18 protein-coding genes are annotated in these 20,069 nt (G+C 58.9%); 8 read left to right on the forward strand and 10 right to left on the reverse strand.

What is annotated here, in order from left to right:
* From BGIM_RS64990 to BGIM_RS52380, 6 genes are all read right to left on the reverse strand, one after another.
* Window positions 1–864 (reverse strand): RpnC/YadD family protein (locus BGIM_RS64990; RefSeq protein WP_020472551.1); only part of this gene is annotated, 864 nt, incomplete at its 3' end.
* Between the two features lie 40 nt (window positions 865–904).
* Window positions 905–2,398, reverse strand: coding sequence for an Asp-tRNA(Asn)/Glu-tRNA(Gln) amidotransferase subunit GatB (gatB, locus tag BGIM_RS0125585; RefSeq protein WP_020472552.1), 1,494 nt, complete (start codon window positions 2,396–2,398; stop codon window positions 905–907).
* 28 nt (window positions 2,399–2,426) lie between these two features.
* Complete coding sequence (locus BGIM_RS63310; protein ID WP_157369424.1) at window positions 2,427–2,579, reverse strand: hypothetical protein; 153 nt, start codon at window positions 2,577–2,579, stop codon at window positions 2,427–2,429.
* Between the two features lie 16 nt (window positions 2,580–2,595).
* On the reverse strand, window positions 2,596–3,486 hold the full coding sequence (locus tag BGIM_RS52375) for an alpha/beta hydrolase (RefSeq protein ID WP_020472554.1): 891 nt from the start codon (window positions 3,484–3,486) through the stop codon (window positions 2,596–2,598).
* Window positions 3,487–3,557: 71 nt separating this feature from the next.
* On the reverse strand, window positions 3,558–4,802 hold the full coding sequence (locus tag BGIM_RS0125600) for an ABC transporter permease (RefSeq protein WP_157369425.1): 1,245 nt from the start codon (window positions 4,800–4,802) through the stop codon (window positions 3,558–3,560).
* A 10-nt stretch (window positions 4,803–4,812) separates the two neighbouring features.
* A complete protein-coding gene (locus BGIM_RS52380) occupies window positions 4,813–5,667 on the reverse strand; it encodes an ABC transporter ATP-binding protein (RefSeq protein WP_020472556.1) in 855 nt (284 codons plus the stop codon).
* A 253-nt stretch (window positions 5,668–5,920) separates the two neighbouring features.
* On the opposite strand from BGIM_RS52380, the gene BGIM_RS52385 reads away from it, so the two are divergent.
* Window positions 5,921–6,424 (forward strand): nuclear transport factor 2 family protein, encoded by a 504-nt coding sequence (locus tag BGIM_RS52385; protein ID WP_020472558.1) that lies wholly within the window; start codon window positions 5,921–5,923, stop codon window positions 6,422–6,424.
* A 17-nt stretch (window positions 6,425–6,441) separates the two neighbouring features.
* Here the strand turns inward: BGIM_RS52385 and BGIM_RS0125620 are convergent, their stop codons facing one another.
* Window positions 6,442–7,407, reverse strand: coding sequence for a LysR family transcriptional regulator (locus BGIM_RS0125620; RefSeq protein ID WP_084760072.1), 966 nt, complete (start codon window positions 7,405–7,407; stop codon window positions 6,442–6,444).
* Window positions 7,408–7,634: 227 nt separating this feature from the next.
* On the opposite strand from BGIM_RS0125620, the gene BGIM_RS0125625 reads away from it, so the two are divergent.
* The 4 genes from BGIM_RS0125625 to argF all read left to right on the forward strand — a co-directional run bounded on the left by BGIM_RS0125625 (window position 7,635) and on the right by argF (window position 12,014).
* Window positions 7,635–8,519, forward strand: a complete 885-nt coding sequence (locus BGIM_RS0125625; RefSeq protein ID WP_020472560.1) for a DUF58 domain-containing protein — start codon at window positions 7,635–7,637, stop codon at window positions 8,517–8,519.
* Between the two features lie 256 nt (window positions 8,520–8,775).
* Window positions 8,776–9,651, forward strand: a complete 876-nt coding sequence (gene argB, locus BGIM_RS0125630) for an acetylglutamate kinase (RefSeq protein WP_020472561.1) — start codon at window positions 8,776–8,778, stop codon at window positions 9,649–9,651.
* A gap of 73 nt (window positions 9,652–9,724) precedes the next feature.
* Window positions 9,725–10,927, forward strand: a complete 1,203-nt coding sequence (locus tag BGIM_RS0125635; RefSeq protein WP_020472562.1) for an aspartate aminotransferase family protein — start codon at window positions 9,725–9,727, stop codon at window positions 10,925–10,927.
* Between the two features lie 175 nt (window positions 10,928–11,102).
* Complete coding sequence (argF, locus tag BGIM_RS0125645; RefSeq protein ID WP_029630522.1) at window positions 11,103–12,014, forward strand: ornithine carbamoyltransferase; 912 nt, start codon at window positions 11,103–11,105, stop codon at window positions 12,012–12,014.
* Window positions 12,015–12,083: 69 nt separating this feature from the next.
* Here argF and BGIM_RS59920 read toward each other — a convergent pair whose 3' ends face one another.
* Window positions 12,084–12,782: a superinfection immunity protein gene (locus BGIM_RS59920; protein WP_020472565.1), complete on the reverse strand. Its 699-nt coding sequence runs from the start codon at window positions 12,780–12,782 to the stop codon at window positions 12,084–12,086.
* A 643-nt stretch (window positions 12,783–13,425) separates the two neighbouring features.
* Here BGIM_RS59920 and BGIM_RS0125660 point away from each other — a divergent pair.
* The gene (locus BGIM_RS0125660) at window positions 13,426–14,736 is read left to right on the forward strand and encodes a di-heme oxidoredictase family protein (RefSeq protein ID WP_020472567.1); all 1,311 of its coding nucleotides are present in this window, start codon (window positions 13,426–13,428) and stop codon (window positions 14,734–14,736) included.
* A 354-nt stretch (window positions 14,737–15,090) separates the two neighbouring features.
* Here BGIM_RS0125660 and BGIM_RS63315 read toward each other — a convergent pair whose 3' ends face one another.
* Window positions 15,091–15,468 (reverse strand): DUF6941 family protein, encoded by a 378-nt coding sequence (locus BGIM_RS63315; protein WP_157369426.1) that lies wholly within the window; start codon window positions 15,466–15,468, stop codon window positions 15,091–15,093.
* A 175-nt stretch (window positions 15,469–15,643) separates the two neighbouring features.
* Window positions 15,644–17,497 carry an ATP-binding protein gene (locus tag BGIM_RS52395; protein ID WP_162136290.1) on the reverse strand — a complete coding sequence of 618 codons (1,854 nt, stop codon included), beginning with the start codon at window positions 17,495–17,497 and terminating at the stop codon, window positions 15,644–15,646.
* A 244-nt stretch (window positions 17,498–17,741) separates the two neighbouring features.
* On the opposite strand from BGIM_RS52395, the gene BGIM_RS0125695 reads away from it, so the two are divergent.
* Together BGIM_RS0125695 and BGIM_RS0125700 are read left to right on the forward strand one after the other, a co-directional pair.
* A complete protein-coding gene (locus BGIM_RS0125695; RefSeq protein WP_157369427.1) occupies window positions 17,742–18,539 on the forward strand; it encodes an NAD-dependent deacylase in 798 nt (265 codons plus the stop codon).
* 80 nt (window positions 18,540–18,619) lie between these two features.
* A complete protein-coding gene (locus BGIM_RS0125700) occupies window positions 18,620–19,933 on the forward strand; it encodes a hypothetical protein (RefSeq protein ID WP_020472573.1) in 1,314 nt (437 codons plus the stop codon).
* The last annotated feature ends 136 nt before the right edge of the window (window positions 19,934–20,069 follow it).

Consider the following 20,069-nt stretch of genomic DNA (forward strand, 5'->3'; position numbering starts at 1 on the left):
ATCAGCACACAATAGATCGTCCCAACCGGCGGCATCAAGAACCCGGTCGATCAACCGATCCAGAATCGCCGGGTCTGCGATTCCCTGCAACGTGTCCATGATTGCTTGCGAGGGAGGGCCGAACCGTTTCGTGCCCAGTTTTAAGAGGGTGTGTCTCTCCCCCTGGGAGATTCCCTGGGAGATTCCCTTGTTCAAAATTTCCTGATAAGTGGTTGAATCTTCCAGCAGCATGCTCAGCCTCCGATACGCGTTTGCGATTCGGTCCCGCTCATAACGCAATCCGCACAGCACATAAGACGATCCCAACAGGCTTTTGGTCGTCGCCTCGTCGATTCCCCGGCTTTGCAGGGAAGCATTGAAGCGGACGAGAGCCGTTTCCAAATCGGCGTCTGCCTCGTCGGTCAACAACGACAGGGGGGCCAATCCGACACCGGCGTCCAGCCAAAACTGCGAGGACCGCTCCCATACTCGTTCCACATGGTAGCGGAACTCAAGAATAAGATTTCCATTGACCCCAACCCGGCGGAACACGCCGGTCATGTCACTGGCGATCGCTCTGGGGCGCAGCAAGACAAGCACTGTTTCCACAGGCAGGTTCTGCTGATGGCCGGCCAGGACATTATAACGCATCAACTCGGCGGGAATGCCGAGCCGGGAGTTGGATTGCAGTTCGAGATGCAACAAGGACGGGCGTTCTCCGTCAATGCGAAACAGTTTGTCCGCTTGAAGAGTGGTGGCCAAATCCGTGTCGAGCGAGACACTTGGTCCGGGCGGGATGCCGGTCAACCGGGCGAAGCAGGCGGCCCAATCACCGGATCGAACGTCGATCATCGAATTCAATGTCGCGTCGAACTGCTTGGCCATGAAAAAAGACTCTCTGGCGTCATCAACCGGACAGATGATCTCAAGTTCCCATCAACTTCGCCAGTTCGGCCTCCAGCAACCGTTGCACCACATCGTTCGGGGCGCCTTTGGCCGTCTTCATGACGTGCCCCTTGATGCGGTTCGCGGCGGCTGTCTTCCCCTTCTTGTAATCCTCGACGGCCGGGCCGTTGGCGGCGATGGCCTCCAGTACGGCTTGCAGCAACTTCGATTCGTCGAAATCTGTCTGGATTCCCAATTCTTTTATCGATGTGGCGGCATCCGTTCCTTTTTCCAGCATGTGGTTGAAGACATCCCGGCGGCCCTGTTGGGTGATGCTGGCGGTTTTCTTCATGAAGTCCGCGAAGGTTTGGGAACTTAGCGGGAACTGGTCGATTTCTTCCTTGCGGTCGTTCAAGGCCCCCATCACCAAGTCGCTCATGCGGTTGATGACCTGCTTACCGTCGCCGATGACGGCCGTCACTTCCTCATAGTAAGTCACCATGCGGCGGCCCTTGGCCGTCAGCACTTGCGAGTCATACTGCGTCAGGTTGAACGGGGCCGACTGCAACCGCTTGCGCTGCTCGGAGGGGAGTTCACCCATCGCCATCTTCGCCGCCTGAACCTCGGAGGGCGTCACCACCACCGGAACCAAGTCCGGTTCCGGGAAATAGCGGTAGTCAGAAGCGTTTTCTTTGTGCCGTTGGATCACCGTGATGCCCTTCACGTCATTCCATCCGGCGGTGGTCTTGAACATGTTTCCGAATCGGTAGTTCACCGGGTCTTTCTTGAATTCCTTGTATTGCCGCTCGGCCTCATACGCGATGGCCCGGCCGACGCTGGTAATGCTGTTGAGGTTTTTCACCTCGACGAGCGGCGTGGCGGCGATACCACCTTCATGCTCGATGTGGATGTTCACGTTGGCGTCGCACCGGAGGCTGCCTTCTTGCATTTCGCAATCGGAGACGCCGATCTCGCGGAGCATCAGCCGGATTTCTTCCAAGTAGGCTTTCGCCTCCTCGGGGCTGTTGATCTCCGGCTTGCTAACGATTTCCAAGAGCGGCGTTCCGGTGCGGTTCAGGTCCACCTTGGAATCGGCGCCACGGCCGGATTCGTCGTGGGTGTTCTTGCCGGCGTCTTCTTCCAAGTGGGCGCGGAACAGGCCGATGCGTTTCGGCGTGTATTCCTTCTTCGGATCAGCCGCCGCGTTGATCTCCAGAAAACCCTCGTAGCTGAAGGGGAGATCGTACTGACTGATCTGATAGTTCTTCGGCAAGTCCGGGTAATAGTAGTTCTTGCGGTCCCACTTGGTGAACTCGGCGATGGAGCAGTTCAATGCAAGGGCAGCCCGCAGGGCCAAGTCAAAGGCTTTGCGGTTCATCACCGGCAGCGTGCCCGGCATGCCGATGCACACGGGGCAAACCTGCGAGTTGGGCGGGGAGCCGAATTTTGTCGAACACCCGCAAAACAGCTTGGTGTTCGTGAGCAGTTGAACGTGGACTTCAAGGCCGACGACGATCTTGTATGGCAACGACATGGATGAACCCAAAGGACTGCGGATCAAGTCACGGGAACAACGAACGAACGGGCACGGCAAAGTCTGGCAACAGGTCCGGCACGGTGAGTTGCTCATCCGGGCCAAATGCCTGCGGGGGTTGGCCGTCCCGATAGGCAATCACCCTCAGCGTAGCAAAATCAGAGACGAGTACCACCCGCACGCCCGACCATCCGATTTCACGATTTCTTCGGCTTCAAATGCTTCTCAAAAAACTCGACGTATTTCAGCACCAGTTCCGGGGTGAAGACGCCGTTGCCGTGGCCGGCGCCGGGGATGACCATCAGGGTGGTGTCCACGCCGGCTTTCTTGAGGGCATCGTTCAACAGTTCCGACTGGCTCACGGGAACCAGCGGGTCTTTGTCCCCGTGGACGATCAGAAACGGCGGGTTGGTTTTGGCCACGAAAGTGATCGGATTGGCCTGTTTTGCCAGGTCTTTCTTCTCTTCGGTCGTGCCGCCGAGCAGTTTGACGAGCGGGGCAATCGGCTTCCCGCCGGTCAGGGCTTCCAAGTCGGTCGGGCCGAAGAAATCGAGCACACAACTCACCTTACTGCTGACCCCCTTTGGGCCAACGTCCCCCTCCAGTTCCTTCACATCGCCGGCCGTGCCGAGCAACGCAACCAAATGCCCCCCGGCCGAGGCACCGGCCACGCCGAAGCGATCCGCGTCGAGATGGTATTTCTTGGCGTTCGACCGCAGGAACTTCACCGCCCCTTTCACATCGTGAATTTGAGCGGGGAATTTGGCATGCTGGCTGAGCCGGTAATTCGTGGAGGCCACGGCGTAGCCCTTTGCCAAAAGCCCGATGAGCGGGTTGCCGGAATCCTTGGAGCCGGCTTCCCAACCGCCGCCGTGAACCCACAGGGCGATCGGAAACGGCCCGTCCCCTTGGGGCACATACAGGTCGAGCTTTTGGCGTTCATGATCGCCGTAGGCCAGATCCTTGTTGACGCTCGTTCCCTCCGGGAGTTTCGGGCCGGACGGGTTTTTGGGCGGGGTCTTCGGGGTTTCCTGTGCCGGGACCATTCCGGCCATGAGGAGCAGGAAAACGAAACTGAGGCAACGCATGGGAGAAACTCTTGGGGAAATGAGCGTCGGGTCAAACACCAGAAGGTGATTTTATAGGGAGACGTGATTGATCACTGCCAGCCGCGGCGCCGGAACATGACGGTCGCCAGCGTCACCCAACCAGTCGCCAGCAAGGCGCTGGCGCCGAGATTCAACCAGTGTTGCGGGCCGATTTGGTTCGTGAGCGTGGCGTGCAGCAAATGCGGGGCGTGGTATTCCAAGGCCAGCGGGGGAATCACCGTGATGTTGTTTTGCTGGCACACCAGCATGATCATGGCGATCACCAGCATGTAACACAACGCCCCGAGACTCGCGGCCCGTTGTGTCCTGGCGAGACACGCGATCGTGATGCCGATGCCCAGCGTGCCCACGGAAAAGATAAACAGGGCCAGCCAAAAGAACGGCCGGGTCAGCACGCCCGGATTGTGGATGCCCGCGAGCAGCGTGGCCAAGACCATGCCGAACACCGGGTAAAACAGAAATTTGGCCGCCAGAATCTCGAAAGCCGTCGCCGGACTGAGGGCTTGGGCGAGCAGCAGGCCCCGTTCGCGTTCTTCGCATGTCAGCGAGGGCATCAGATACACGCAGGTGAAACACAGGGAGAACATCACCAGCGCGGTGGCGATGGCCGCCCGGATGTCGAAGTTGCCACCCGTCACGGCGGCTTCCCTGAATTCGAGAGCCGGAATCGCCAGCGACCGATCCGGCGGCGCCTGGCTCGCGTAATTGTTGAACAAATTTTGGAAGGCTTGCCGCTGCGCCCACAGTTGATCGTGTTCGCCGATGGGCAGGGGCGCCAGTTCGGCGCCGCTGCCGTCGGCTTTCAGAGATTCATCGGCCCGTTGTTGGAAGAAACGGTACGTTTCCCGCCAGAACCATTGTTCGTAGATGGCCATGCCGGCGCGGTCGCCGTCGGGGTGGCGAATCCACACGGCCACGTTTTGATGCCGGTCGGAGGCGACGCCGGTTCGGATTTCGATGCCCACAGTGCCGGGCACATACCGGATCTTTTCCTCGGGGCCGATTGGTTCGGTGAGTTGGTAGAAGAGAATGTTGTTTTCAAAACCCTTCGGCACCGTGTCCTGAAGATGCTTCACCCAATCCGATTGATCGTCGTGCCAGATGATGCAATGGTGGACGCCGCCGACAAGCGGGATGGCTTTTTCCTGATCGTTCCCGGCCGGGTTGAGGGCCGCGAGCAACAGCGAGGCCGTCACCAGCAAGGCGGCCAGCGCCAGGCCTCCCCGGTTGGTCGCGTGGCGCAAGCCCTCTTTGTGGAGGAGCGTTTTCAAGATTCGCCAGCGGATCAAAATCACCCGGTCGCCCTCATTCAAATTCCGTGCCGGTGAGTTTCAGAAACGTCGAATGAAAATCAAATTCCCGCGTGTGCATATTGCCGATGTCTCCGGCTTCCGTGAGAGCCGCCAAAGCGCGGCGCTGGGCCGGATCGTCCAAGTCGAAAGCCAGCCGTTCGCCGTTGTGCCGGATCACGTCTACCTTTCGTTCCGTGTGGTTCTGCCGCAGGTTCAGCGGGGAATCGAGCGCCACCAGCTTTCCCCGGCACATGATGCCCACGCGGTCGCAAATTTCTTCCACTTCTTTCATGTTGTGGGTCGTCAGCAAGACGGTGTTCCCCGCCTTCACCCGTTGCCGCAGGATGCGATGGACGACCCCGCAGGAGGCGATGTCGAGATTCGCGGTCGGTTCGTCCAGATACATGATGGGCGGGTCGTGGAGCAAGGCCCGCGCGAGCAGCAGTTTCTTCTTCATGCCGAGGGAATAGCCCTTCACCGGGATCTCGGCGGCGTCGCTGAGTTGCACCATGTCCAGACAGTCGTCGATTCTCGCCTTGGGAACGCCGTAGAGATCCGCGAAGATCTTCAGGTTTCGCCAGCCGGTGAATTCGTCGAAATGATTGTCGCGGTCCGGCACATAGCCGAAGAGTGGTTTGATTTGCTGCCACTGGGCGACGGAATCGAAGCCGCCGATGGTCACCCGGCCTCCGTCCGGCCGCCGCTGGCCGATCAGCACGCGGACGGTGGTGCTTTTGCCGGCCCCGTTCGGCCCGAGCAGGCCGAAGAGTTCCCCCTTGAAGAGTTGCAAGTCAAGGTTGTCCACGGCCCGGTAATCGCCGTACCGAACGAGCAGGGCGTCCAGTTGAATGATTACGCGATCAAGCATGTCGGGTCGGGGAACCGTTCGGACAGGGCGAGAAACCACCACAGGGGGAAGGATAGAACCCGAAGCCGGTTCCGTGTCGATTCCGCGAAATTTTTACACGGTCAAGACAGGCAAACCGGGGGTTATTTGCGGGGGGAATGTGGCGGTTTCGCTTTTTGCCCGTTCAGCCTCGGCAAATTCATTCATCATTGAATAATCTAACAAGACTTGATCTGTTTCATTGATGTTCTCGCTGACTCACAGGAAGCCAATCATGGAACCAATCCCGGTCAATCAGTTCATCGACGATTTGCAACCGGCCTTTGAGGCCGGGGATGCGCATGCGAGGACAAAATCACCGGAGGCCGCGAATTTCGGTCTGGTGAAAGCCGTTTACGAAGCCCTCAACCAAGGCGACCTCAAGGCTTTTCTGAGCATGCTTTCCGAGGACATGGAATTGGAAATCGTCGGGCCGCCGGTGGTTCCCTTCGTCGGCCGGTGGAAGGGACGCGCCGAACTGGCCGTCGCCATTCCTCGCAACTTTTCCGTCATTGGGGATTTGAAGCCCGAGATTATTTCCGTGGTCGCCCAAGGGGACACGGTGGTGGTCGTTGCTCGCGAAAAAGGACGTTACAAGCCGAATGACCGGCCTTATGAGACGAATTGGGTGCAAACGTACACCATCTCCGGCGGCAAAGTGGTCAAAATGCGGCAGGTTTTCGACAGTGGCCCGTTCCTCGAAGCCATCTACGGGCCGGCAATCGAAAAGCCGCAATAACCTGCGGCCCCCGGTTTTCACTCATCGGGTTCTGTCGTGACGGAGTTGGCCGCGGTTCGCATCGACTTCAAAAACGCATGACCGGCGGCTGACAGGTCGAATTCGTCCTCCCCGGCGCGCTTGCGGCAGATTGCCTGCCACTTGGTCAGCGGGGCCAGTTTGGCGGGGAGCGGCCGGGACACAAGCCCGTTGTTTTCCGGCACGGCCGAGCGGGGCAACAGGCCGACGCCGAGGCCGTCTTTGACGTATTCCAACACCGTGGGCCACGGGCCGATTTCCGCGACGATGTTCAAACGGTCCCCGACGCCCGCGTCCCGGCAACGGCGGTCGAACTCGATCCGCAACGGCGAACCCGGCGGGGGGACAAGCAAGGGCATCTTGGCGACCGACTTCGGGGTCGGCCGGTCTTCCCCGGCATCCGTAAAGGGCTTTTCCGATTCGGCGACGAGCAGCATTGGGTCATCCCAAAGCGTTTCGATGTGCAACGGCCGATGGGCGATTTCCAGAATATCCGCGTCGGCCATCCGGACGGCGGCGAGGTCAAGCGAGCCGTTGGCCACTCCCTCCACCCGTTCGCGGGCGGGCCGCTGGGAAATCTTCACTGTTTCCGTTGGCAGTAGTTTGCGGAAGGCTTCCAGTGTGTTCCGCACATAACGCACCGCCAGGCTGGCCCCGGTGCCAAACACGATTCCCGCCCGTTCTTCTTCGATGGATTCCGCCAGCAGTTTGTAACGGTGGACGAGTTCCTCGGCGGCCGGCAACACCCGGCGGCCTTCCTCCGTGATGATCCATGTCTTGCCGACACGTTCGATCCAGGGACGGCGAAGAATCCGTCCCGCATGTTGCAGGAAGGCGAGCCGTTTGCTCATGGAGGGTTGGTTGATCTTGAGCACCTCGGCGGCCAGTGTCGCGTCCCCCTCGGTGCGGACGATGGTGACAAAGGTGCTTAACAATTCCGGAGACAAGCTAGCGGGGCGTGGCATGGCGTCATTCGGGTGAAAGGGACTTTCTTCCACAGGTTGGGCGGAAGAGTTTTAGTTCGCTCTAGACTCTGAAACGATCATTCAGATTCAAAACGACCACCCAATGATTTGGGGTGGCAAGGAAAAAATCATCTGGCGGATTCAATTCCGGCGATTGTAACGCACCTTTGTGCGATAATCATTTGGAAAACTATTCTTATTATTACCTTGGCCCCACTGGATTTCCAATGTCCGCGACCATTCCGCTTTTGGAACCCGAGTTTCTGGCCCGGTTGCAACGATTGGAGATTGTCTCCCGAAAAATCTTTTTGGGAAAAACCAAGGGCGAACGCCTGAGCAAACGCAAGGGCCAGAGTGTCGAATTCGCGGACTTCCGCAACTATTGCGTCGGGGACGATCTGCGGTTCCTGGACTGGAACCTGTTCGCCCGGCTTGACCGCCTCTTCCTCCGCATCTTCTTGGAAGAGGAAGATTTGCACGTTTATTTGCTGGTGGACAACAGCCTCTCAATGGGGTTCGGTTCCCCGGCCAAACTGCATTACGCCAAGCAGGTGGCCGCCGCCCTCGGGTTCGTGGCCTTGTGCAACATGGACCGCGTGGTGGTCGAGGGCTTCAACGACAAACCCGCCGGTCCTCCGGCTCTCCGGGGCCGACGCACCTTCTGGCGGCTGACGAGTTTTCTGGACACCCTCGAACCGGCCGGGGCCGGGGATTTCTCCCAAGCCCTCAAGACCTTCAGCATGAAGGCGAGCGGCAAAGGTGTCGTGGTGATCCTGAGCGATTTCCTGGACAAAGGGGGCTACGAAACCGGCCTGCGTTATTTGCTCGCCCGCAACATGGACATCTATGTCATCCAGATCCTTGCCCCCGAGGAGGTCGATCCGCCGATGACCGGCGATTTGAAACTGACCGACATCGAAGACGGCGACATGGCCGAAGTGACCATCAGCGCCCCGCTCTTGAAGCGGTACAAGGAAACCCTCAACGCCTTCCGGGGCAAGTTGCAAGACTTCTGCACCCGCCGAGGCATCAACTATCTGTTCACCACCACCCAAGTGCCGTTCGACCGACTGGTGTTGAACTACCTCCGTAACCGGGGACTGGTGCGATAAAGAGAAGAGTTTCACGCAAAGTTCGCCAAGAAGCAAAGTTCGCCAAGGATCGATGAACAAATGGAAGTCGTCACCAAGCAATGATTGATCGTTATTTCGTTGATCCTTGGCGAACTTCGCTTCTTGGCGAACTTTGCGTGAAACTCTTCTCTATCTTTTCAAAATTCGCAATCGTATTGGACCATTGACGATTTTTCGCCGGTCGCCTACATTGGTTTTTTCCGTTTTGGAACCTAAGGCGGGCTGACCCAAGCCAATGGACGACGCGATTCGCAAAGCCGAGGCCCTTGTCGAGGCCCTGAGCTACATTCGCCGGTTTCGGGACCGCCTCACGGTGGTCAAGCTCGGCGGCAGCGCCATGGAGGAACCGGCCGCCCTGCGGGCCACGCTGCAATCGGTGGTCTTCCTCGAAACGGTCGGCCTTCGGCCGGTGCTGGTTCACGGCGGCGGCAAACCCATTGATCGGGCGATGGCTGCCAGCGGATTGGTGCCCAAGAAAATCCAAGGACGACGCTACACGGACGACGCGACCCTCGGGATCGTCGTCGACGTATTGACTCATGACGTGAACGCCGGGATCGTCCGGCAGATCCGCGAGTTGGGGGGCCGGGCGGTTGGTCTTCATACCAGCACTCTCCAAGCCCTGCACGGCGAACGGCTGATGCTCCCGAACCCCGGCGGGGAGCCGATTGATTTGGGCCGTGTCGGGCAGGTGACGAAAGTAGACGGCGGGTTGATCGGCGACTTCGCCCACGCCGGGGTGGTGCCGGTGATTCCGTCGCTCGCCTATGATGCGGATGGCGGCTGGCTGAATGTAAACGCGGACACGGCGGCTTGTGCCGTGGCGGCCGAGTTGAAAGCGGCCAAGTTTGTGATGCTCACGGACACGCCGGGCATCCTGCGGAACCCCAAAGACCCGGCCACCCTCATCCAACATCTTGATTCGGCCGAGTGCCGGCAGTTGGTGGCGGAGGGCGTGATCGACGGCGGGATGATTCCCAAGGTCGAAGCCTGTTTCGAGGCGTTGCGGGCGGGCGTCGGAAAAATTCACGTGATCGACGGTCGGCAGCCCTATTCATTGTTGTTGGAAATTTTCACGGACACGGGCGTCGGCACGGAGATCGTGCTGTGACAACGGCGAACCAGCCGGGCGTTTGGCCCGTCCTCTTCGCGATTTGTCACCCCCATTCGAGAACCGAGAATCCATGACATCGACGGATGTGATTTCCCAGTTTCAACGGTACGTCATCGGCAACTACACCCGGTATCCGGTGTGTCTGTCCCGCGGCGAAGGGTCGCAGGTATGGGACATTGAGGGGAATCGCTATCTGGATTTCTTCCCCGGTTGGGGCTGTGGCCTGTTGGGGCATTGTCCGCCTCGTGTGGTGAAGGCCGTTCAGGATCAGGTCGCCAAGCTGATCCATGTGCCGAACACGTGGTACACCGAATCGCAAGGCGCGCTCGGCGAAGCCCTCAGCACCCGGACCACTTTTGACGGCCGGGCGTTCTTCTGCAACAGCGGGGCCGAGGCCAACGAGGCGGCCATCAAGCTGGCCCGGCTCAACGGCCGGGGGAGCGGTTCCAATGGGGGCGATCGTTACAAGATCATCACCATGCTGAACAGTTTTCATGGCCGCACAATGGGGGCGTTGAGCGCCACCGCCCAGCCGAAATATCATGCGGGTGTTGGCCCGATGTTGCCGGGCTTCAACTATGCCCCGTTCGGCGATCTCGACGCCGTTTCGCAGGCCGTCGATGCGGAAACCATCGGCATCATGGTCGAACCGATTCAAGGCGAGGGGGGCGTGAACCTTCCCCCCGAAGGTTACTTGGAAGGCTTGCGGGAACTCTGCGACCGCTACAAACTGCTGCTGATTTTCGACGAAGTGCAGACCGGCATGGGCCGGACCGGCAAATGGTTCACGCACCAACACTGGAACGTGAAGCCGGACATCATCACGCTGGCCAAGGCCGTCGGCGGTGGCGTCGCCGTCGGGGGATTGCTGGCCCGGCCGGAAGTGGCCGAGAAACTGAAGCCCGGCACCCATGCCGCGACTTTCGGCGGCAACCCGATTGCCTGCGCGGCGGCCTTGGCAACCATCGAAACCATCGACCAGGACGGGTTGCTGAAGCGAGCCACTCATGTTGGCGAGCAATTTGCAGCCCGTTTCAACGCCTTGGCCGAAAAGAGCCATCTCATCCGCGAAGTGCGGGTGAAGGGGGCCATGATCGGCGTGGAACTGGCGACGGACGGCGCCCCGGTGGTGGCCGAGTGTCTGAAACGGAAACTATTGATCAACGCCACGCATCAAACGGTCATCCGCTTGCTGCCCGCCTTGAACATCACGGATGCCGAGATCAACGAGGGCTGCGACATCATTGACGAAGTCGTCCTCGCCATGAAATAAGTTCCAACTTCCAAGTTTCAAGTTCCAAGTTGTCAAAGGCGTTTGTGCCGGAACTTGAAACTTGGAACTCGAAACTTGAAACATCCAAGTTGTCAAAGGCGTTTGTGCCGGAACTTGGAACTTGAAACTTGGAACTCGAAACTTTTCCGACCCGAACGCGATTGAAGTCAACCTCATGCGGCACTTTCTCACGGTCATCGATCACTCGCCGGAAGTCCTTCGACATCTTCTCGACGAGGCCCGTCGCCTCAAGGCCGAGATCGCCCGCGGCCAGTTCGCGGAGACTTACAAGAACAAGATTGTCGGCTTGGTGTTCGAGAAACCGTCTCTGCGAACCCGCGTCAGCTTCGAGGCCGGCGTCGCTCAACTCGGCGGCACCAGTTTGTTTCAAGCCGGCGGCGAGGTCGGCTTGGGTGTCCGGGAATCGCTGGCGGACTTCGCCCGCACGATGTCCCAGTTTGTCAACGTGATCATCTTGAGGGTGTTCAAGCACACCACGGTGGTCGGCGTGGCCGAGGCGTCGAAAGTTCCCGTCGTCAACGGCCTCTCGGATACGTCGCACCCCTGTCAGGCGATGGCCGATCTCCAGACGATGGAAGAATGCTTCGGCGACCTGAAAGGCCGCACGCTGACCTTCATCGGCGACGGCAACAACGTCGCCCGCTCGCTGGCCGTGGCCTGCGGCAAACTCGGGGTAAAGTTTATCCTGTCGTGCCCGCCGGGTTATGGCTTCCCCGCCGATTTCGCGGAGCGATACCGCAAGAGCGTCGGGGGCCAGCTTCCCCCCGAGATCCGCGATCCGGCCGAGGCCGTGCGGAATACCGACGTGATTTACACGGACGTCTGGACCAGCATGGGCCAGGAAGCCGAACGCGAGCAACGCCTGCGCGAGTTCGCCGCTTATCAAGTAAACGGCGCCCTGTTGAAGAAGGCCCCGAAACACGCCAAAGTGCTGCACTGCCTCCCCGCCCACCGGGACGAGGAAATCACCAACGACGTGATCGAAGGCCCCGCCTCCGTTGTCTTCCAACAAGCCGGCAACCGAATGCACGCCCAGAAGGCGATTTTGGAATGGTTGTTGGGATAAGGCGGGACCGCTTCGCGGTTGGGGTTTAGGGTTTGGTAGGCGACGACATGAAGTTGCCCGGTTGCAATTCTACTTTTTTTCTTTGCGATCTTTGTCATCATCGGAATCGAGTATGCGTCGCATGCTTGCCTGAAATTCGCTTAGTTGAGAATGAGAATTTTTCTCACCCACACTATTTCCGTTTCCTTCATCGTGGTAGTCATACTGGTCTGGCATGAGGAACGTAATGGTATGCATCCCGCCACATCTCAAGCATTGTTTTTGAGTTGCCATTCTTCTGCGGGGAATTACATCTGCATCAAAGAACGCACTGGTACTTGAGCCACAATAGGCGCAGGGAAAATGTTCGTGAGAAGCGAAAGAAAGGGGCAATCCCACAAACAAAACGAACATCTCAACAGACAGGATCGCAAAAATCACGCTCGTAGAACTAAAGTATGAAAAAATCAGTATCGCCAGAATGCCTATGCCCAGCAAAACTATCAACCCCTTCTGCAAGTAAAACCTGAATTTGCTCACCCTGACTACGAGCGTGCCTTTGTCCGATATAATTGGAGAGACTGCGAGCGTCGCCCAAACCAACGCCAAAACCCAGCCAATGAACATAAAGCCAAGAAAAAGATTGACCAGAAAAATTGGGAGGCAGTTCCGTCGGCCTCGCCAGACGGCGACTATCGTTGGAAAGAAATAGACAGGCAAGATAATTGCCCAAACATATATGCTTAGGGCTAATATGTCCGCTTTGAGTTCGGCGAGATCGAAGTTCATTAAATATCCTGTTTTTCGATTTAAGATAGCAATGAAACACGAGGGATTTATACCGCAAGCTCGCCGGGGACGCCGAGCGACGCTAACTGCAAAACCTGTTCTGTGGCGAGGGTCTCGCTTTAGCGACTGATTCGGTTAATGTCAAACACCAACCCGGAAGTTGATTTATTCTATCAGTGGCCTCCCAATCCGGAAGCCGCGAGCCCGCACAATCACACTCGTCTACCCCGCAAAAGGCGACCATCTTCACCAATAGCGAAAGGCAATCGCCAGAGTGTGTCAGGCATTCGGCTCCGTGACCGAAACACCCCAACTGTTCCAATTGCCACCGGGCCGCCTCGGCGAGTTCCCCGTCTTCGACTTCCCACACTCTGCCGGGCGAGTCCCCTCATGACACCATCGTCAAGGCCGCCACCAGTTGCCCCAACTTCGGTTCAGGTTGCGCGAGCCGCAGTTCCACCAGAATCTCCAACAATTCGTTCGTGGCTGTCGCGTTCATGGCAGTTTCTCCTCCACCGTCAGTTGATTTACGCAACCGCTGATCAACCATCAGCGTAACCGCCTTGATGGCTGATGTCAAACTTGACACGCCTCGCGCCGCCGGTTACCTTCTGTTCATACCCATCACATCCGGGGCCGTCTCATGTCGCGCCTGTCTCTCGCAACCCAGCGTCGGCTTTTTGGCTGGGGCATCCCGATCCCTATTGTTGCCATCGCCCTTTGGGTCTGGTCGCCGGGGCTGCCCGTTTTCTTTGGGCCGTCCGCGCGGGCGGCTGACATCCAGGCGGGCCGGGAATTGTTTGAACACGAGTGGGCCGCCAATGACCCGTTGGCCCACGGCGACGGACTTGGGCCGGTGTTCAACGCCAAATCGTGCGCCGCCTGCCATTTCCAAGGCGGGCTTGGCGGAGGAGGCTCTTTGGCGAACAACGCCGTTGGCTACGAGATTTTTCCCCGGCCCAACGACCCGGAATTCCACACCGGCACGATCCATGCGTTTAGCATTGATTCCACGTCCAAGGAATCGCTCGCGGCCCTCAAGAGCGTGTACCCGATTGTGCGCGGGCGTAGTGTTCAGCGGATGGAGGGATGCGCGCCCGAAACGGTCCCGGACTTCGACCCGGTCCGCACACAGACCGTGCAGGCAACCGCGTTGTTCGGGGCCGGATGGATCGACTTGATCTCCGACAAGGCGATTTACAACAACCAACGGAACCGCCGGGCGAGCACCGTGGCCCGCGAGTTCCAACTTGATTTCACTTCCGTTCCCGTCGGCCGGGTGCCGACGACGGACGACGGCCGGGTCGGCAAGTTTGGCTGGAAGGGGCAGACGGCCAGCCTGTCGGAATTCGTCTCCGCCGCCTGTGCCAACGAACTCGGCCTCGGCACCCCGACCGTCCGGCAGGCAACGCCGCTGCGTGGCTCGGCCTCGGACGTGGAACCAGACTTGGATCGCAAACAGGTCAAGGCGTTGGTGGCATTCGTGAAGACGCTGCCGAAACCGGAAGAGATCCCGTCAAACGCGGCGGCCGCCCACGGCAAAGATTTGTTTAAAACCGTCGGATGTGCGGCCTGCCATACCCCGGACTTGGGGGGCGTGAAGGGCGTCTACAGCGACTTCTTGCTCTACACGCTCGACAATCCCAACCCGTCCGGAGGGGGATACGGTTCGGACCCGCCCCGCCTCCTCAATCTGCCGCCACGACCGGAAGACAAACCAAAGCCGGAAGAGTGGAAGACCCCGCCGCTGTGGGGGGTGGCCGACTCGGCTCCCTACTTCCACGACGGGGCATCCCCCACGTTGGCGTCAGCGATCAGCCGACACCAAGGCGACGCGGCCACGGTCACGAAGGCTTACCAAGCCCTGAACACCGACGATCAGGCCGCCGTCATCGCATTCCTGAACACGCTCCGTGCCCCGAAGGACGTGCCGCCGGTCCGGCCGAGGCAGTAAGTTGTGGCATGTGATCCCGGTTTGGGCTTCAAGACGAGGAAATCGTCAACGATCTAATCGAAAGCTATTGTCTTCAATCCATTGATTGAATTTCGATTCCAATCAATGTTCCGGGGAAAATTTATTCGCGTCCGCATCTTTGCCGCTCCCAATGACTTTGGCAGCCATCGGTGATGTGGTGGTCGCATCGCCGAAAGCCAATCCCTGAATCGGTTTTGTTCGTTTCGGTCGCCCATGACGGTCTCCAGAACCGGGAGAAATCACCGAGGTGGTGAATTCTTGAAGCGGCGAAAAGCCTTCCAGAAACGTTTCGGCCTGATTGTTTTCAATCATTGCTGCTCCTCTAAGCCTCACTCATCGAAGCATAACCCGAGTGTCACACACCCATTGATTGTCGCAGAAAAGCTCCACCACATACAGTCCGGGTTTTTCAAAACGACATCCCTCGATGGAGCAGGCAAGATGAACGATCATCATTCGATCCGGGAACTTCAATATTCTCGTCTCTGTTGTCCATATCAATTCATCCGTCTCCAAAAAGCGGATGTCAAAGAAAAATGGCACATCTCCCAAACTATCGGTTAGTTGGGCATAAACACAGAATCGTTCATGGATGTGTGGATAACCAGACTTTGGACGAATACCATTGAAAGCACCCAGCAAATCAATTTTTCCGTCAGCTTGGCTGACACAGCGATCACACAAGAGAATTGATTTTGCAGTTGGAATCATCGGCGACACTCCGATTTTCCGGACGCATCATGGCCGGAAAGTTGAGTGAAATGATATGTGAAATCGATTGTTTTGACGGTGTCATCCGATTTGAAAGCGTTTGCCCGGCCAATTTCGGAACAACCGCGATCATTCGTCCCCGCAGACTCTATCTTCGATACCCTCAACTCCGGCTTCAAGCCACCGTATCGGCGAATTCCGAGGTGGTGGCTTGCGACACCGGGGCGGGCGGCCGATCAAGCACTTCGCGGACTTTGCGGGAGAGCATTGACAAAGTGAACGGCTTGGGCAGGAAGTCGCATTCCAGTTGAATCACGCCGTTTCGCACGATGGCGTCGTTCGTGTAGCCAGACATGAAGATCACCCGCAGGTTCGGGTATTCGGCGAGCATCCGGGATCGCAGATCGCTGCCGCTCATGCCGGGCATCACCACGTCGGACACCATCAGGTCGATGAGCCCGCGATGGGCGGCGGCCACCCGCAGGGCCTCGGCGCCGTTGGCCGCCTGCAACACTCGATAGCCCTTCGCCAGCAGTGATTGCACCGTGAGCGAGCGGACGCCATCCTCATCCTCGACGACGAGAATGGTTTCTTCGCCGCCTCGGCTTTCGTCTTTGACGGGCGTGAAGCGGGAGCGGGAGTGGTCCTCGCAGACCGGGAAATACAAGCGGAACGTCGTTCCCTTGCCCGGCTTGCTGCTCACCTCAATGTGGCCCTTGCTGGCTTCGACGATGCCGTAGGCCATCGCCATGCCAAGGCCCGTTCCCTTGCCCACGGGTTTGGTGGTGAAGAACGGCTCGAACAGGCGTTCCATCGTGGCCTTGTCCATGCCGTGCCCGGTGTCCCGGACGGACACCCGGACATAAGAGCCGGGCCGGAGTTGCGGCGTCTGGCGGGTGAAGTCTTCGTCCAGATACACTTCCCGCGTTTCGATCGACAGATTCCCCCCCTGCGGCATCGCGTCGCGGGCATTGACCGCCAGGTTCATCAACACTTGTTCGACTTGTCCCGCGTCAACGCGAACCGAGCCGATCTCGGCAGGCATGTCGGTGGTCAGTTGGATGTCTTCGCCGATGAGTCTCTGGAGCATCCGCACGAGGTTCCGCACGAGTTCGTTCATGCAAAGAATCTTTGGCTGCAGCACCGTTTTGCGGCTGAAGGCCAGCAATTGCTGCGTGAGATTCGCGGCCCGTTCTCCGGCTTTGTGAATCTCATCGACGAGCGGCTTGCCTTCCTCGCTGACATCGCCGCCAAGGTGCAGCAACTCGCAGCAGCCGTTGATGACTGTCAACAGGTTGTTGAAGTCGTGGGCCACGCCCCCAGCCAGATGGCCGACGGCATCCATCTTCTGGGCCTGCCGGAGTTGTTCCTCCAACTTTTTGAAGACGGAGATGTCCGTCATCACCACCACGAAATGTGTGTGGCGACCCGAATCAGTGATCGGCGCCAAGCTCAGGGAGTTCCAGAAATTGGACCCGTCTTTCCGGTGGCTCAGCGTTTCGACGAGGCAGGGTTTGGCCGTCCGCAGGGCCTCGCGAATGGCGGCGACGGTCTGCGGGCTGGTGTCCTTGCCGTGAAGAAAATCAATGCTTTTGCCAAGGATTTCTTCGCGGGAGTAACCCGTGAGCGAGGTGAACCGCTCGTTCGCGTAGATGATCGGATTGCCGGTCTTGTGCGGATCGGTGATGATGACGCCCTGAAGCAGCGCGTCGAAGGCCCGAACCTGGAGGTTGGTTTCTTCCTCCAAGAGTCGGCTCTCGGTCAGTTCCCGGTTGAGTTCCGCGTTGGCCCGCGCGAACTCCTGCAGCCGTCGCGAACTGGCGTCGTAGGCCCGGCGTTCGGCCGCGATTCGCTCCCGCCGGGTGAGGGCCAGGAGTTGATAAGCCAGGACACAAACGAGAATCAGGATCACCAAGAAATTGGGGAACGGCACCGGCCCCCAACCATTGATGGCCACCAAGACAACGGCCGCCCCGGCAATGATGAACATCGGGCGGATGATTGGCGAAATCGTCAAGGATCGAATCACGGGGGGTGTCTGTCTCACGAACGTCGCATCCTGCATGTTCGTCTCTCTGGGGTAAAAAGCGGCTCTGTCCCTAATGCGGAATTATGGCTTCTGTTTTGTCCAGAGAGAATGATGAAGACGGCGGGCGCGGGATGAATAATTGCGACCAGACCGGAAATCTGATGTCTCGTGTGTGAATTTGGCCATTTGCGAGGCCGATTGGGTTTCTCAGCATCAAGACGAAAATAACCAAGGAGTTTCAATCATGAATGAGCAATCACCGGCCCCCGAATTGATCCGGCGGGCGGCGGCCATGCTGGCGACTTCCAAACGGGTGGCCGTCCTTACCGGGGCCGGTGTCTCGGCCGAAAGCGGTGTCCCCACCTTCCGAGCCTCCGATGGCTTGTGGGAAGGCCATCGCATTGAGGAAGTGGCCACCCCGGAGGGTTATGCCCGGAACCCGGAACTGGTCTGGACGTTCTACAACGCCCGCCGGGCCAACGTCGCCACCGTGAAGCCGAACCCCGGCCACGAAGCCCTCGCGACATTGGAGAACCATTTCGGGGACAATTTCACCATCATCACCCAGAACGTGGATGGATTGCATCAACAAGCCGGAAGCAAAAACGTGCTGGAGGTCCACGGCAGTCTTCGCCGCACACGCTGCGTGAACTGTGGCCAGATCGCGGATCGCGGGTTGGAAGTCCTCTCCAACCGGCCGGAGTGCCAGTCCTGCGGCCGGGCCGTCCGACCGGACATCGTCTGGTTCGGTGAAACGCTTCCCCCGGACATCTGGCGAAAGGCCCAGGAAGCCGCCGAGGAATGCGACACTCTGATCGTGGTCGGCACCAGCGCCGTGGTCTACCCGGCCGCCGGTCTGATCGGCATGGTGAAACGCCGCATCGAATGGGGCTCCCGCCCGGCGGGCGACGTGATCGAGGTGAACATCCAACCCTCGGAGGCCGCCAGCCACGCGGATGTGGGAATCTACGCCCCCTCGGGGGTGGTGTTGCCGTTGATCGTGGAGAAGTTCCGGGAGTTGACGGGCGGTTCGCGGAAGTGAATCGGGCATCTGGCGGTGACTTTCCGCTGATGAAAAATTCCTGGCTGATTCCCGCCGCCTGATCGGTTATCATCGTGCCCATGAACCGACGTGCTTTTCTCACCACCGCCCCGGCGATGGCCGTGATTCCGGCCATCAGCCCCAGCCTTGCCTCGGCGCAAGATCTCTCCCTCTCGCAGCCTCCCAAACGTAGCCAGCCGGCGAAGAAACATCTGGCCGTCATCACCACGGTCTACGGCTATCTCTCCCATGCCTATCACATCGCCGGCCGATTCATCAACGGTTATCAACGGAACGGCCAGCACCATTTCCCGGCGTCCGATATTGCCTCGATGTGTGTCGAGCAGATTGGCCCGAAGGATTTGAGTGTCGGCATCGCCAAAACAAACGGCATCCGGCATTGCAAGACCGTCGAAGACGCCCTCACCCTCGGCACCGGGAAACTGGCCGTCGATGGCGTTCTTCTCATCGCGGAACACGGCAATTACCCGTACAACCCGAAGGGGCAGAAACTTTACCCGCGATACGAACTCTTCCAGCAAGTCGTGAAGGTGTTTGCCGATTCGGGTCGCGTGGTTCCGGTGTTTAACGACAAACATCTCTCGTATGACCGCAAGAAGGGTTTCGAGATGGTGGCCACCGCGAAGAAGATGGGCTTCCCCCTGCTCGCGGGCTCCAGCCTCCCGGTGACCTGGCGTCGGCCGGAAATCGAAATCCCCCTCGGCAAGAAGATCAACGAGGCGATGGTCGTCGGCCCCGGCGAACTGGAGATTTACGGCATCCACCAATTAGAACCGCTACAGGCGATGGTCGAACGCCGCACAGATGGCCAGCAGGGTGTGAAGCGGGTCGAATATCTCGAAGGCGAGGCCGTGTGGAAGGCCGGCGACGACAAACGCTGGTCATGGGAATTGCTGGAAAGCTGCCTCGGCCGAAGCCAGTCCCGCAATGTCGGCGATCCCAAGGAGAATTGCAAACACTTCACGTCCCCGCCGGCATGGGGTTACAGCCTTCCTTCCCCGCGGGCCTTCCTGATCGAATACCGGGACGGCCTCAAGGCCACCGTCTTGCAACTCGACGGCCATGTCAGCGACATGACTTTTGCCGCCCATGTCGACGGTGAGAAGAAGCCCGCCAGCACGCTGTTCTGGCTTCCCCCGCCTCCCGGCGCCGCGTTTTTGGAAGCCCTCGCCATCCATGCGGAAACGATGATGGACACCGGCAAATCACCCTTGCCCGTCGAGCGAACGATGCTGACCGGCGGCATCCTCGATTGGGTGCTGGAATCACGGGTGCAAAAGAAACCGCTGGAAACCCCGGACTTGGATGTGACCTACTCCCCGCCGAAGGACTCGGGCTTTATGCGCGGGGACTATGTGACCAACCCCGGATAAACCCGGAGAAAAGAATATCTCTCGCAAAGCCGCCAAGCCACAAAGAGACGACAAAAACCGAAGATGTGTCAATTGTTTCTTGGCGACTTTGCGGCTTTGCGAGAGATGTGTTGTTGGCTGAAACCTACCCACGGAA

It is taken from the genome of Zavarzinella formosa DSM 19928 (assembly GCF_000255705.1).
GTDB lineage: Bacteria > Planctomycetota > Planctomycetia > Gemmatales > Gemmataceae > Zavarzinella > Zavarzinella formosa.

What these genes read in the sequence shown, in the direction of transcription:
- argB (WP_020472561.1), top strand. Translation starts at nt 8,776, where the DNA reads ATGGACGACGCGATTCGCAAAGCCGAGGCCCTTGTCGAGGCCCTGAGC.
- argF (WP_029630522.1), top strand. Translation starts at nt 11,103, where the DNA reads ATGCGGCACTTTCTCACGGTCATCGATCACTCGCCGGAAGTCCTTCGA.
- BGIM_RS0125620 (WP_084760072.1), bottom strand. Translation starts at nt 7,407, where the DNA reads ATGCCACGCCCCGCTAGCTTGTCTCCGGAATTGTTAAGCACCTTTGTC.
- BGIM_RS52385 (WP_020472558.1), top strand. Translation starts at nt 5,921, where the DNA reads ATGGAACCAATCCCGGTCAATCAGTTCATCGACGATTTGCAACCGGCC.
- gatB (WP_020472552.1), bottom strand. Translation starts at nt 2,398, where the DNA reads ATGTCGTTGCCATACAAGATCGTCGTCGGCCTTGAAGTCCACGTTCAA.
- BGIM_RS0125695 (WP_157369427.1), top strand. Translation starts at nt 17,742, where the DNA reads ATGAATGAGCAATCACCGGCCCCCGAATTGATCCGGCGGGCGGCGGCC.
- BGIM_RS0125660 (WP_020472567.1), top strand. Translation starts at nt 13,426, where the DNA reads ATGTCGCGCCTGTCTCTCGCAACCCAGCGTCGGCTTTTTGGCTGGGGC.
- BGIM_RS0125700 (WP_020472573.1), top strand. Translation starts at nt 18,620, where the DNA reads ATGAACCGACGTGCTTTTCTCACCACCGCCCCGGCGATGGCCGTGATT.
- BGIM_RS63315 (WP_157369426.1), bottom strand. Translation starts at nt 15,468, where the DNA reads ATGATTCCAACTGCAAAATCAATTCTCTTGTGTGATCGCTGTGTCAGC.
- BGIM_RS59920 (WP_020472565.1), bottom strand. Translation starts at nt 12,782, where the DNA reads ATGAACTTCGATCTCGCCGAACTCAAAGCGGACATATTAGCCCTAAGC.
- BGIM_RS0125635 (WP_020472562.1), top strand. Translation starts at nt 9,725, where the DNA reads ATGACATCGACGGATGTGATTTCCCAGTTTCAACGGTACGTCATCGGC.
- BGIM_RS52375 (WP_020472554.1), bottom strand. Translation starts at nt 3,486, where the DNA reads ATGCGTTGCCTCAGTTTCGTTTTCCTGCTCCTCATGGCCGGAATGGTC.
- BGIM_RS52380 (WP_020472556.1), bottom strand. Translation starts at nt 5,667, where the DNA reads ATGCTTGATCGCGTAATCATTCAACTGGACGCCCTGCTCGTTCGGTAC.
- BGIM_RS0125625 (WP_020472560.1), top strand. Translation starts at nt 7,635, where the DNA reads ATGTCCGCGACCATTCCGCTTTTGGAACCCGAGTTTCTGGCCCGGTTG.